The organism is Halomonas sp. ABH4_019 (assembly GCF_056159885.1).
Genome location: NZ_JBSWWC010000002.1, coordinates 491,128 through 503,219, shown reverse-complemented (window position 1 = coordinate 503,219; position 12,092 = coordinate 491,128). Strand labels below are relative to the sequence as shown.

12 protein-coding genes, 1 tRNA gene and 2 rRNA genes are annotated in these 12,092 nt (G+C 65.6%); 7 read left to right on the top strand and 8 right to left on the bottom strand.

All coding sequences use genetic code 11. The annotated features are described in order from the left end of the window. Positions 1-44 precede the first annotated feature (44 nt). From ACXAFN_RS09475 to ACXAFN_RS09460, 4 genes are all read left to right on the top strand, one after another. Positions 45-120: transfer RNA gene (locus ACXAFN_RS09475), tRNA-Ala, on the top strand. Between the two features lie 207 nt (positions 121-327). Next, positions 328-3,214, top strand: a 23S ribosomal RNA gene (locus ACXAFN_RS09470). A gap of 89 nt (positions 3,215-3,303) precedes the next feature. Beyond that, positions 3,304-3,418: ribosomal RNA gene (gene rrf / locus ACXAFN_RS09465) — 5S ribosomal RNA — on the top strand. Between the two features lie 213 nt (positions 3,419-3,631). Continuing rightward, the gene (locus ACXAFN_RS09460; RefSeq protein WP_474988229.1) at positions 3,632-4,375 is read left to right on the top strand and encodes a carbonic anhydrase; all 744 of its coding nucleotides are present in this window, start codon (positions 3,632-3,634) and stop codon (positions 4,373-4,375) included. A gap of 109 nt (positions 4,376-4,484) precedes the next feature. Here the strand turns inward: ACXAFN_RS09460 and ACXAFN_RS09455 are convergent, their stop codons facing one another. After that, positions 4,485-5,309: a Tim44 domain-containing protein gene (locus ACXAFN_RS09455; protein WP_474988227.1), complete on the bottom strand. Its 825-nt coding sequence runs from the start codon at positions 5,307-5,309 to the stop codon at positions 4,485-4,487. Between the two features lie 107 nt (positions 5,310-5,416). Between ACXAFN_RS09455 and ACXAFN_RS09450 the strand changes: the two genes are divergently transcribed. Then, on the top strand, positions 5,417-5,992 hold the full coding sequence (locus ACXAFN_RS09450; RefSeq protein WP_474988225.1) for an isochorismatase family protein: 576 nt from the start codon (positions 5,417-5,419) through the stop codon (positions 5,990-5,992). On the opposite strand, the gene yaaA is transcribed toward ACXAFN_RS09450, so the two are convergent. Then, on the bottom strand, positions 5,989-6,768 hold the full coding sequence (gene yaaA / locus ACXAFN_RS09445) for a peroxide stress protein YaaA (protein ID WP_474988223.1): 780 nt from the start codon (positions 6,766-6,768) through the stop codon (positions 5,989-5,991). The genes ACXAFN_RS09450 and yaaA overlap by 4 nt on opposite strands. 92 nt (positions 6,769-6,860) lie before the next feature. Further along, positions 6,861-7,892 (bottom strand): NADP(H)-dependent aldo-keto reductase, encoded by a 1,032-nt coding sequence (locus ACXAFN_RS09440; RefSeq protein WP_474988221.1) that lies wholly within the window; start codon positions 7,890-7,892, stop codon positions 6,861-6,863. Between the two features lie 227 nt (positions 7,893-8,119). Here ACXAFN_RS09440 and ACXAFN_RS09435 point away from each other — a divergent pair, with 227 nt between their 5' ends. Then, positions 8,120-8,635: a tetratricopeptide repeat protein gene (locus tag ACXAFN_RS09435; RefSeq protein ID WP_474988219.1), complete on the top strand. Its 516-nt coding sequence runs from the start codon at positions 8,120-8,122 to the stop codon at positions 8,633-8,635. An 80-nt stretch (positions 8,636-8,715) separates the two neighbouring features. Further along, complete coding sequence (locus tag ACXAFN_RS09430; RefSeq protein ID WP_474988217.1) at positions 8,716-9,204, top strand: hypothetical protein; 489 nt, start codon at positions 8,716-8,718, stop codon at positions 9,202-9,204. Between the two features lie 40 nt (positions 9,205-9,244). Here ACXAFN_RS09430 and ACXAFN_RS09425 read toward each other — a convergent pair whose 3' ends face one another. From ACXAFN_RS09425 to ACXAFN_RS09405, 5 genes are all read right to left on the bottom strand, one after another. Further along, on the bottom strand, positions 9,245-10,216 hold the full coding sequence (locus ACXAFN_RS09425; protein WP_474988215.1) for an NAD(P)H-quinone oxidoreductase: 972 nt from the start codon (positions 10,214-10,216) through the stop codon (positions 9,245-9,247). Positions 10,217-10,264: 48 nt separating this feature from the next. Then, entirely contained in the window at positions 10,265-10,822 is a 558-nt protein-coding gene (locus ACXAFN_RS09420) for an LOG family protein (protein ID WP_474988214.1), read from the bottom strand. A 262-nt stretch (positions 10,823-11,084) separates the two neighbouring features. Continuing rightward, positions 11,085-11,207 (bottom strand): hypothetical protein, encoded by a 123-nt coding sequence (locus ACXAFN_RS09415; protein ID WP_474988212.1) that lies wholly within the window; start codon positions 11,205-11,207, stop codon positions 11,085-11,087. A gap of 35 nt (positions 11,208-11,242) precedes the next feature. Beyond that, complete coding sequence (locus ACXAFN_RS09410) at positions 11,243-11,764, bottom strand: DUF501 domain-containing protein (protein ID WP_474988210.1); 522 nt, start codon at positions 11,762-11,764, stop codon at positions 11,243-11,245. Further along, positions 11,736-12,065: a hypothetical protein gene (locus tag ACXAFN_RS09405; protein ID WP_474988208.1), complete on the bottom strand. Its 330-nt coding sequence runs from the start codon at positions 12,063-12,065 to the stop codon at positions 11,736-11,738. Before ACXAFN_RS09405 ends, ACXAFN_RS09410 begins: the two co-directional genes overlap by 29 nt. Positions 12,066-12,092: the final 27 nt, after the last annotated feature.

Below are 12,092 nucleotides of genomic sequence, written 5' to 3'. Positions count from 1 at the left end.
CTTGTCCTGAATAAAATTCCCCATGTCGCGTATGGGAGTTCAGAGGGGCCTTAGCTCAGCTGGGAGAGCGCCTGCCTTGCACGCAGGAGGTCAGCGGTTCGATCCCGCTAGGCTCCACCATTCTCCCGACAGTCGATGACCGTTTCGTGACCAGTGGCAAGCGTTATCGCTAGCGTTTCTCACTGTTCTCTGAACAGTTGCTCTTTAACAATGTGAATCATGCTGACAAAGTCCCTTTCCTACCCGGGAAAGGGCATGAGATACGTCTCAAGCGTATCCGGCAATTGTCGTTGTTGTCATCGCGGATCAGACCCCTTGGGGTTATATGGTCAAGCGATGAAGCGCATACGGTGGATGCCTTGGCAGCCAGAGGCGATGAAGGACGTGGAAGCCTGCGATAAGGCTCGGCGAGGTGGCAAACAACCTGCGACCCGGGCATTTCCGAATGGGGAAACCCACTCAGGGTAACCTGAGTATCCTGCACTGAATCCATAGGTGCAGGAGGCGAACCGGGGGAACTGAAACATCTAAGTACCCCGAGGAACAGAAATCAACCGAGATTCCCCCAGTAGCGGCGAGCGAACGGGGACCAGCCCTTAAGCGGGTGACAGGTTAGGCGAATGAGTTGGGAAACTCAGCGATACAGGGTGATAGCCCCGTAGTCGAAAGCCTGATCCCGTGAAATCGAGTAGGTCGGGGCACGTGAAACCTTGACTGAAGACGGGGGGACCATCCTCCAAGGCTAAATACTCCTGGCTGACCGATAGTGAACCAGTACCGTGAGGGAAAGGCGAAAAGAACCCCGGAGAGGGGAGTGAAATAGATCCTGAAACCGTATGCGTACAAGCAGTGGGAGCACTCTCGTAGTGTGACCGCGTACCTTTTGTATAATGGGTCAGCGACTTATATTCAGTGGCGAGCTTAACCGTATAGGGGAGGCGTAGGGAAACCGAGTCTTAACTGGGCGACCAGTCGCTGGATATAGACCCGAAACCGGGCGATCTATCCATGAGCAGGTTGAAGGTTGAGTAACATCAACTGGAGGACCGAACCAGGATCTGTTGAAAAAGATTTGGATGACTTGTGGATCGGAGTGAAAGGCTAATCAAGCCCGGAGATAGCTGGTTCTCCTCGAAAGCTATTTAGGTAGCGCCTCACGTATCACCGCCGGGGGTAGAGCACTGTTTCGGCTAGGGGGTCATCCCGACTTACCAACCCGAGGCAAACTCCGAATACCGGTGAGTGCAGCGTGGGAGACACACAGCGGGTGCTAACGTCCGTTGTGAAAAGGGAAACAACCCAGACCGTCAGCTAAGGTCCCGAAATCCTGGTTAAGTGGGAAACGATGTGGGAAGGCTTAGACAGCTAGGAGGTTGGCTTAGAAGCAGCCATCCTTTAAAGAAAGCGTAATAGCTCACTAGTCGAGTCGGCCTGCGCGGAAGATGTAACGGGGCTCAAACCAGGTACCGAAGCTACGGGTGCATCGAATGATGCGCGGTAGAGGAGCGTCGTGTACGCCGACGAAGGTCCATTGAGAAGTGGGCTGGAGGTATCACGAGTGCGAATGCTGACATGAGTAACGATAAGGGGAGTGAAAAACTCCCCCGCCGGAAGACCAAGGGTTTCTGTTCGACGCTAATCGGAGCAGAGTGAGTCGGCCCCTAAGGCGAGGCCGAAAGGCGTAGTCGATGGGAAACGGGTCAATATTCCCGTACCTCACTGTATTGCGATGGGGGGACGAAGAAGGCTAGGTGAGCCAGGCGTTGGTTGTCCTGGTGAAAGTCAGTAGGCTGGGGAATCAGGCAAATCCGGTACCCCAAGGCCGAGAGACGAGACGAACAGACTACGGTCTGGAAGTCATCGATGCCACGCTTCCAGGAAAAGCCTCTAAGCTTCAGATACAGTGGGACCGTACCCCAAACCGACACAGGTGGTCAGGTAGAGAATACCAAGGCGCTTGAGAGAACTCGGGTGAAGGAACTAGGCAAAATGGTGCCGTAACTTCGGGAGAAGGCACGCCGCATTAGGGTGAAGGGACTCGCTCCCAGAGCCCGACGCGGTCGAAGATACCAGGTGGCTGCAACTGTTTATTAAAAACACAGTACTCTGCAAACGCGTAAGCGGACGTATAGGGTATGACGCCTGCCCGGTGCCGGAAGGTTAATTGATGGTGTTAGCTTCGGCGAAGCTCCTGATCGAAGCCCCGGTAAACGGCGGCCGTAACTATAACGGTCCTAAGGTAGCGAAATTCCTTGTCGGGTAAGTTCCGACCTGCACGAATGGCGTAATGATGGCCACGCTGTCTCCACCCGAGACTCAGTGAAATTGAAATCGCAGTGAAGATGCTGTGTACCCGCGGCTAGACGGAAAGACCCCGTGAACCTTTACTACAGCTTCACACTGGACGCTGATGTTGCTTGTGTAGGATAGCTGGGAGGCTTGGAAACCCGGTCGCCAGATCGAGTGGAGCCAACCTTGAAATACCAGCCTGGCATCATTGGCGTTCTAACTCAGGTCCGTGATCCGGATCGAGGACCGTGTGTGGTGGGTAGTTTGACTGGGGCGGTCTCCTCCCAAAGCGTAACGGAGGAGCACGAAGGTACCCTCAGCACGGTTGGAAATCGTGCAATGAGTGCAAGAGCATAAGGGTGCTTAACTGCGAGACAGACACGTCGAGCAGGTACGAAAGTAGGTTCTAGTGATCCGGTGGTTCTGTATGGAAGGGCCATCGCTCAACGGATAAAAGGTACTCCGGGGATAACAGGCTGATACCGCCCAAGAGTTCACATCGACGGCGGTGTTTGGCACCTCGATGTCGGCTCATCACATCCTGGGGCTGAAGTCGGTCCCAAGGGTATGGCTGTTCGCCATTTAAAGTGGTACGCGAGCTGGGTTTAGAACGTCGTGAGACAGTTCGGTCCCTATCTGCCGTGGGCGTTGGAGATTTGAGAAGCGCTGCTCCTAGTACGAGAGGACCGGAGTGGACGTACCTCTGGTGTTCCGGTTGTCACGCCAGTGGCATTGCCGGGTAGCTATGTACGGACGGGATAACCGCTGAAAGCATCTAAGCGGGAAGCCCCCTTCAAGATGAGATCTCCCCGAGGCCTCGAGCCTCCTGAAGGACCCAGCAAGACCAGCTGGTTGATAGGTCGGATGTGGAAGCGCTGCAAGGCGTTGAGCTAACCGATACTAATTGTCCGTGAGGCTTGACCATATAACACCCAAGTGGTCTGTCGATGACAACAGACGACGCCGGATACGCGAGACGCATCTCGTCAGCATGATTTGCATTGCCCTTTTTCGCCTGACGACCATAGCGTGCGGGAACCACCTGATCCCATGCCGAACTCAGCAGTGAAACCGCTCAGCGCCGATGGTAGTGTGGGAGTTCCCATGCGAGAGTAGGTCATCGTCAGGCATCTATTCCGAGAAAACCCCGAGCCCACAAGGCTCGGGGTTTTTTCATGTCGGACGAAAAGATCCGGAAGCTTCCCGCCGATGGAGCTCGGTCGCTGGCGGCTCGATGGCGTCGAAGGCTTGGCGAAGCGAGCGTCGATCGGTATAAGAGTGGCCTCGTCTTCCCGGCGAGACGCCGGGAAATGTTTTCCCAGGAGAAAGGAGTCTCTCTGCCATGCTGCCCCGTCGAACGACGCTATTCTCCCTCGCGCTGGCCGGTGCACTCTGGGCCGGTGCCAGTGCCCAGGCCGCCGAAGGGCCCGCCTGGTCCTATGCCGAGGCACGGCAATGGGCCGCGCTGTCGGCCGATTATGCCGTCTGCGGAGCGGGCCATAATCAATCGCCGGTGGATATCGTCGCGCCTCTGGAGGCCGACTTTTCCGCGCCGGTGCCGGACTACCCCGCCGTCGGCAATCGCGTCCAGCACGACGGTCACACCCTGAAGGTCGAGTTCCCGCCGGGGAACACCCTCGCGGTGGAGGATCGCAGCTATCGACTGCGGCAACTGCATTTCCACGTGCCGGCCGAGCATCGGATAGGGGGGCGCTCGTTTCCCATGGAGGCCCACCTGGTGCATGAGGCCGCGGATGGACGCCTGGCGGTGCTGGCCGTGCTGTTCGAGCGAGGCGAGCCGTTGCAGGCCCTGGCCGGACTGCTGGCCCAGGCGCCCGAGGCGCCGGGTGAGCGAGTCGCGCTGCCCGGCGGCCTCGATGCCCGCACCCTGGTGGGAGGCGATCTCGATGTCTATCGGCTGAACGGTTCGCTGACGACGCCGCCCTGCTCGGAGGGGGTGCTCTGGTGGGTCGCCAAGACGCCGCGCACGATCGGCGAGGCCCAGCTCGAGGAGCTGTCGCGGCGCATCGGCGAGGCCAACAACCGGCCGCTGCAGCCGCTGAATGCCCGGCGCGTGCTCGACTAGCGCGAGCTGCTACGCGAGGCCGGCCGCCGATGGTGGCGGGCTCCCGAAAACGAGAAGGCCGGGCATTCGCCCGGCCTTCTTGCATGCCATGCCCCTGCGAAGGGCAGGGTCAGGCGGGGTTCTGCTCGATCCCCTGGACGTGCCAAGGCGCACCGTCGCGCAGCTCGCGGACCAGGTGCCAGGTCTCGTTGAAGGCGTTCTGCTCGCCGTTCTCGTCGAGGATGCCGTGGAAGAGCACGGTGGCCTCGGCCTGGGCGCCGACTTCCCGGACGCTGCCCAGCTCGGCGAACAGGCGCACGATCTCGGTGCGGTTATTGGCCGGATGCTGGTCCCGCTCCTGGCGCAGCAGGTTGTAGAGCTCGGGCGTCACGTAGTCCTGGATCTGCGAGAAGTCATTGTTGTCCCAGGCCCGCTGCAGGGTCATGAAGTGTTCCTTGGCGCCGCCGAGGAAGCGCTCGCGATCGAACCAGGCGGGGTCCTTGCCGAGGCCGCCGACGCCCCCCAGGGGGCTGGCCTGGAAGGCCTGGGGCTGGTCGTGGGCCTCGCGGGCAGCCGCTGCCGGCCCGCCCGCCATGGCCGGGCGGCGCTTGCGAGCGAAGAGTCGGAACAACAGGAAGATCGCGCCGCCGATCAGCAGGATGTCGAGCATGCGCAGGTCATCGAAGGCGCCGCCGAAGAACAGCGAGGCCAGCAGGCCGCCGGCCAGCATGCCGGCGAAGGGGCCGGCGAAGCGCGACAGGCCGCTGGAAGGCTTGCGCTGGGCGGCGGCGGCTCCGGCTCCGGTGGAGCGGGTGGTCGTCGCGCTGGGCGCGTCGGCGGAGCGGGAGTAGCTGCCGAAGCTCTTGCCACCGCCCATGCGGCGGGCATCGGCGTGATCGACCGCCAGGCCGAAGCCCAGCAGGCCGACGACGAGCATGACGAGGAGTTGACGCATCGTGGGTTCTCCAGAGAATGTGGCGGGGGATCCGCCGTGAAGAGTCGAGACGCTCATTCTAGCGACTCCGCGGGTCACCGACACCGTCTATCGAACGAGGCCGGACGATGCGCATGACACGAGGGGACAGCCTGCTGCTGATCGTCGATCTGCAGGCGGGACTGGTGCCGGTACTGGAGGGCGGCGATCAGGCCGTGGCCGAGGCCGGCTGGCTGGGCGGCGTGGCAGACGCCCTGGGGGTGCCGGTGTGGCTCACCGAGCAGTATCCGGCGGGGCTTGGCGGCACCGACGCGCGTCTGCTCGAGGTCCTGGGTGACGTGCGTCGCTGGGAGAAGACCCGCTTCGACGCCCTCGCCGAGCCGGAGTTCGCCGCAGCGCTGGCGGCGAGCGGGAAGCGCCGGGTCGTGCTGTGCGGCGCGGAGGCGCATATCTGCGTGCTGCAGACCGGACTCGGGCTGCGCGAGGCGGGCTATGAGGTCGCCTGGCTGGCCGACGCGACGGTGAGTCGGCGCGGCGAGGAGGCCACCCTGGCCCGGCGGCGCCTCGAGCGCGCCGGCGGATGGACGGTGAGCGCCGACATGGTGGCCTACGAGTGGCTGGAGCGCTGCGACGATCGGTGTTTCAAGGACGTGCATCGGCGCTTTCTCAAGGGGCGCTCCCCGCGCCCCTTGCGCTTCTTCTAGCGGTCCCGCTCGGCGCGGCAGAACACCAGGGTATCGCCTTCGGACAGGGCGGCGCTGTAGCGGTAGCCGGCCACGTCGAAGCCCTTGAGGCCCTCGGGGTCGTCCAGGCGCTGGCGGATCATCCAGGCCGCCATCAGACCGCGGGCCTTCTTGGCGTAGAAGCTGATGATCTTGTACTGGCCGTTCTTCTCATCCTTGAACACCGGGGTGATCACCCGGGCATCGAGCGCCTTGGCGTCGACGGCCTTGAAGTACTCGTTGGAGGCCAGGTTGACCAGCACCTTGCTGCCGCTCTCGTCGATGGCGCGCCCCAGGGCGTCGGTCAGGGCGGGCTTCCAGTAGGCGTAGAGGTCCTTGCCCGCCGGGTTGGCCAGCTTGGTGCCCATCTCCAGGCGATAGGGCTGGATCAGGTCCAGCGGCCGCAGCAGGCCGTAGAGGCCGGAGAGGATGCGCAGGTGATCCTGGGCGAAGGCGTTATCGTCCTCGTCGAACGAAGCGGCCTCCAGCCCCACGTAGACGTCGCCCTGGAAGGCCTGGGCCGCCGCCTTGGCGTTGTCCGGGGTGAAGGGCGTCTGCCACTCGGCGAAGCGGGCGGCGTTGAGCCCGGCGATCTTGTCGCTGACCCCCATCAGCTCGCCGATCTGCTGGGGCGAGAGGTCGCGCAGGATGCCGATCAGCTCGCGACTGCGGTCGAGGAAGTCCGGCTGGGTGGCCTGGGACGTGGTCGCCGGGGTCTCGAAGTCCAGCGTCTTGGCGGGCGAGATCACGCTCAGCATGGGGCGCTCCTGTGCCTGGATAGATTCGGCACGAGTATATCAGGCGCGCCCGCGGGCCGGGGCTATGGCCTCGATAGCCCCGGCGGCGGAACTCAGGGGCTGGGGTTGGGGTGGCGCTGGTGCACCGCCTCGATGGCCGCCAGCACCTCGTCGTCGAGGCGCAGCGACTCGCTCGCCAGGTCGCTCTCCAGCTGCGCCATGGTGGTGGCGCCGATGATGTTGCTGGTCAGGAAGGAGCGCGAGTTGACGTAGGCCAGCGCCATCTGGGCCGGGTCGAGGCCATGCTCGCGGGCGATCGCCACGTAGGCGCGGGTCGCCTCCTCGGCCTGCGGCGTGTTGTAGCGCTGGAAGCGCTCGAACAGCGTCAGGCGTGCGCCCTCGGGCCGGGCGCCGTCGAGGTACTTGCCGGATAGCTTGCCGAAGGCCAGCGGCGAGTAGGCCAGCAGGCCGACGTCCTCGCGATGGGCGATCTCGGCCAGGCCGACCTCGAAGCTGCGGTTGAGCAGGCTATAGGGGTTCTGCACCGAGGCGACCCGCGGCAGCCCCTGCCGCTCGGCCAGTTGAAGGGCATGCATCACGCCCCAGGGCGTTTCGTTGGAGAGCCCCACGGCGCGGATCTTGCCGGCCTGGACCAGTTCCTGCAGCGCCGACAGGCTCTCCTCAAGGGCCGTGGCGTCTTCCTCCGCGTCGTGCTCGTAGCCCAGGCGGCCGAAGAAGTTGGCGCGTCGGTCGGGCCAGTGCAGCTGGTAGAGGTCGACGTAGTCGGTCTGCAGCCGCGACAGGCTGTCGTCGATGGCCCGGTGCAGATGGTCCCGGGTCAGGCGCGGGCCGCCGCGGATATGGTCCAGGCCCGGGCCGGCGGCCTTGGTGGCGATGATGACGTCGTCCCGAGTGCCCCGCGCCTTGAGCCAGCTGCCGATGTAGGCCTCGGTGAGTCCCTGGGTCTCGGCCCGGGGCGGCACCGGGTACATCTCGGCGGTATCGATGAAGTTGATGCCGAAGGCCACGGCGCGGTCGAGCTGCTCGTGGGCCTCGGCCTCGCTGTTCTGTTCGCCGAAGGTCATGGTGCCGAGGCACAGTCGGCTGACCTCGAGGCCGGTCCGGCCCAGGGGGCGGGTCTGCATCCGTCACTCCTCATCAAGAAGGGGGTTGGGGCGGTTCGCACCGCATGGTAGCCCCGGGCCGCGGCAGCGTAAATGTCGGGGGGTTGAGTCGCCGCCGGGGCGGGCGTATGCTTGCCCTCCCGTTGCCCCGGCGGAGGCCGCAGGGCCGATTTTCCCAGGACAGGACGCCGGACACAGGATAGTGCTCGACGTCGTCAATCGATCCACTGGACGCAAGGTTGTTTGCCATGCAGCAGGCATCATCACTGTTCACTCGGCTCGAGTATCGTCTGGCACGACAGCTATTCCATACCCGCTGGCTGCCGCGCTCGCCGCGCACCCAGCGCCTGACGCTGCACCTCTTCCAGCGTTGTGCCGACGCCGGCCATCCGGCGGCGCTGTCCCTGTACGGCCATATGCTGTTCCATCGTGCCGTCTCGCCACAGGACAAGGCCCGGGGGGCCCGCTACGTGCTCGAGGCCGCCCAGGGCGGTGACCGCCAGGCCCAGTACCAGGCCGGGCAGATCTACGAGCATGGCTGCGACCAGTATCCGCGTCGCGACGACCGGGCCGTGACCTGGTATGCCCGCGCCGGCGAGGCCGGCCACCCGCTGGCCGCGGAGCGCCTGGCGCGCGCCTATCGCGACGGCGAGCTGGGCCTGCCGGAAGATACCGAGCGCACCGCGTACTGGGCCGGCCTGGCCGAACAGCACGCCGGGCCGGCCGAGTCACTGGACAGCGGCGAAGCCGGGACGCGACACTAGGATGATGGCGCCTCGTTACGAGGCGGTGCCCTCGGTCGCCAATGAGCGGCGGCCCTACATCATCAAGGACTCAGCAGCCCGTGACGCTACCGACACTGCTGGATATCGAGGCGTCCGGATTCGGACGCGGCAGCTACCCCATCGAGGTCGGCCTGGCCCGTGCGGACGGCAGCACCTGTGCCTTCCTCATCCAGCCCCTCGAGGAATGGACGCACTGGGACCCCAAGGCCGAACTCCTGCACGGCATCTCGCGTGGCCGCCTGGCCCGCGAGGGCTATCCCGTGCGCCAGGTGGCGCGCTGGCTGAATGACGAACTCGCCGATGTCGGCGTGGCCTACAGCGACAGCTGGGGCTACGACAACACCTGGCTGTCGCTGCTCTTCCATCATGCCGGCATGCTGCCGGCCTTCCGCCTGGAGGCCCTGCGTCGTTTGCTCGGCGAGGCCCAGCTGGCGAGCTGGAGCGCCACCAAGGAAGCGCTCATCCGCGAGCGAGGCATCCACCGTCACCGTGCCGGCGAGGATGCGCTGCTGCTGCAGCTGACCTACCAGCGTACCCTGGCGCTCTAAGGCGCCATCGACAACGGCCTGCGCCCGCAGGGGCCCTCGCCTAACGCTCGCCACTGACCTCGAGCAGCACCTTGCCGATATTGGCGTCCGCCTGGACATGAGCATGGGCGGCCTCGGCCTCGATGATCGGCCAGTGGCGATCGACCAGCGGGCCGATCTCGCCGTTCGCCAGCCGCGGCCAGACATGGTCGCGCAGCGCGGCCAGGATCTCGCCCTTCTCCGTCGGCGGACGACCGCGCAGCGTCGAGCCGATCACCCGCTGGCGCTTCATCAGCAGCCGTCCGAAGTCCAGCTCCGCCCGACGACCGCCCATGAAGCCGATCACCACCAGCCGGCCGTCGGCGTTCAGCACCTGCTGGTTGTCGGCCAGGTAACTCGCGCCCACCGGGTCGAGGATCAGGTCGGCGCCGCCCCAGGCCTTCACCGCCTCGACGAAACTGCCTTGATGGCGATTCCAGCCGGCCTCGGCGCCGAGTTCGCGGCAGGCGGCGAGCTTGGCGTCGCCGCCGAGGGTGACGAAGCAGGGGTGGCCGAAGGCGCGGCATAGCTGGATGGCGGCGGTACCGACGCCGCTCGCCCCGGCGTGGAGCAGCACCCGCTCTCCCGGTGCGAGGGCACCCTCCATGAACAGGTTGAGCCAGGCGGTGGCGAACGCCTCCGGCAGAGCGGCGGCCTGGCGCAGGTCAAGGCCCCCCGGCAGCGGCAGCACCTGGCGGGCGTCGACCACCACCTCCTCGGCGTAGCCGCCCCCGGTCAGCAGGGCGCAGACCCGCTGGCCCGCCTCGAGCCCATCGACGCCCTCGCCGACCTCGACCAGGGTGCCGCTGACCTCCAGGCCGAGGACCGGCGAGGCCCCGGGCGGCGGAGGGTAATGGCCGGCGCGCTGCATCAGGTCGGCGCGATTGACGCCGGCCCAGGCGACCCTGAGTCGGACTTCGCCGCGGGCCGGGCCCGTCGGGGCGGGCGTTTCTCGCCAGTTCAGGCGGTCGTCGTCATGGTGAATGGCCAGCATGGAAGCGCCTCCGTTATCGATGGTGAGCGCACCGCGTCGCCGGTCGCCTCAGCGCCGGTTCCCGTCGAGCCTGGCTTCCAGGGCATCGAGCAGGGCGTCGGGCGCCTCGGCGGCGAGCAGGTCCCCGCGGGTATGAGCGTCGAGGAAACCGTGTTCCACGGTGCTGTCCAGGAAGGTCAGCAGCGGCGTATAGAAGCCGCCGGTGTCGAGCAGGCCGATGGGCTTGTCGTGCAGGCCCAGGTAGCGCCAGGTCCAGGCCTCGAACAGCTCCTCCAGGGTGCCGATGCCGCCGGGCAGGGCGATGAAGGCATCGCTGTGGGCCGCCATGTTGGCCTTGCGCTCGTGCATGTTGCGCACCCGGATCAGCCGGGTCAGTTCGAGATGGGCCTGCTCACGCTCCACCAGGTGGTCCGGCATCACCCCGACGACCTCGCCGCCGGCCGCCAGCACGCTGTTGGCCAGCTCGCCCATCATGCCCACGCGGGCGCCGCCGTAGACCAGCGAATGGCCGCGGCGGGCCAGGGCCTCGCCCAGGGCGCGGGCGGCGGCGAGGAAGCGGGGGTCGCGGCCTTGCCGCGAACCCAGATAGACGCAGAATCTCGACATGGGGTTCTCTCCTTGATGAGCCCTTCATCCTATGGGAAACGCTGCACAAATGTCTGCGCGAACGAGTCGCTGTGTTACGCGCTGCTCGCAAGCCTCACCTATACCCATAGGTTCCGGTTGCTGCGCTGCGGGCGCCTTGCGCCTCATCCGCTCGCCTATTTGTTCAACGCTTCCTTGGCGGGGGCGGGTAGCCGGCGGCAAAGCGCGCGGCCACGAAAAAGGGCGCCGAGGGCGCCCTTGGGGAAAGCATCGGGGGAGGCGCTCAGCGGGCGCGGGCGGCGTCGCGACGGATGGCGCGGCGCAGCAGGGCGCCGCCGCCGATGGCGATGCCGATCAGGCTGGCGATCAGGGCGAGACTGGCGATGACATGGGTGTCCAGATACATGGGGGGCTCCTGTTGTGGTGTCGTTATGGAGGGCGTCAGGGCAGGCGGTCGATGACGCCATACTCGGCGTCGACCCACTGGCCGATGACGTTGTCGCCGCACAGGTGGTGCGCGTACTGGGTGTGCAGGCAGCGCACCTGATCCCAGTTGGCGATGCCGCCGATGCCGCGCTGGCGCAACACCTCGGCGTAGCCGCGGCGCTCCACCTCGTCGCGCTGGGCCGGCGTCATGTGGCGCCAGCGGGCGGCCACGTAGTCCTCGTGGCTGCGATGGTAGGCGGCGAGAAACTCGGGGTCCTCCTGCAGCCGGGCCTCCAGGGTCTTGATCACCCCGGCGGCCTCGATGCGCGACAGCTCGACCTTGAGGCGCTCGTCGCTCAGCCAGAAGAGGGTCGGGAAGGGGGCCTCGTCGACGATGGGCGCCATGCGCAGCACCAGCGGCGTACCCTCGCCGTCGGTGGCGGCCAGCGCCTCGATGCCGCGGGGGGCGCGGCCGAGCTGGGCGGCGATGACGTCGAGCTGGCGTGCGTCAGGCGTCGTGTCGGGGTGGATCACCATCGTCGGGGTCGTCTCGTATGAACTTGGTCGAGCGTCCCACGGCGCGGAAGAAGGTGCGATTGAGCTGCTCGGGGGTGGGCACGTAGTGCCAATGCCGTTCGCAGTATTCGTTGCCCCGCGCCATCAGGACATCGTAGAGGCGGTTGAAGGGCGCATCATAATCGTAGGGATCGGCCCCGAACAAGCGGATGTGGGGGAAGTCGGCGAAGCGCTCCAGGAAGAAGTTCTCCAGGTCGGCCTCCACGGCGCGGTGGCGTGCCACGTCGTCGGGGTCGAGCCAGAGGTCGTAGCGTATGGCCATGGGCGGCTCCCTCGGGTGAATGGGCCG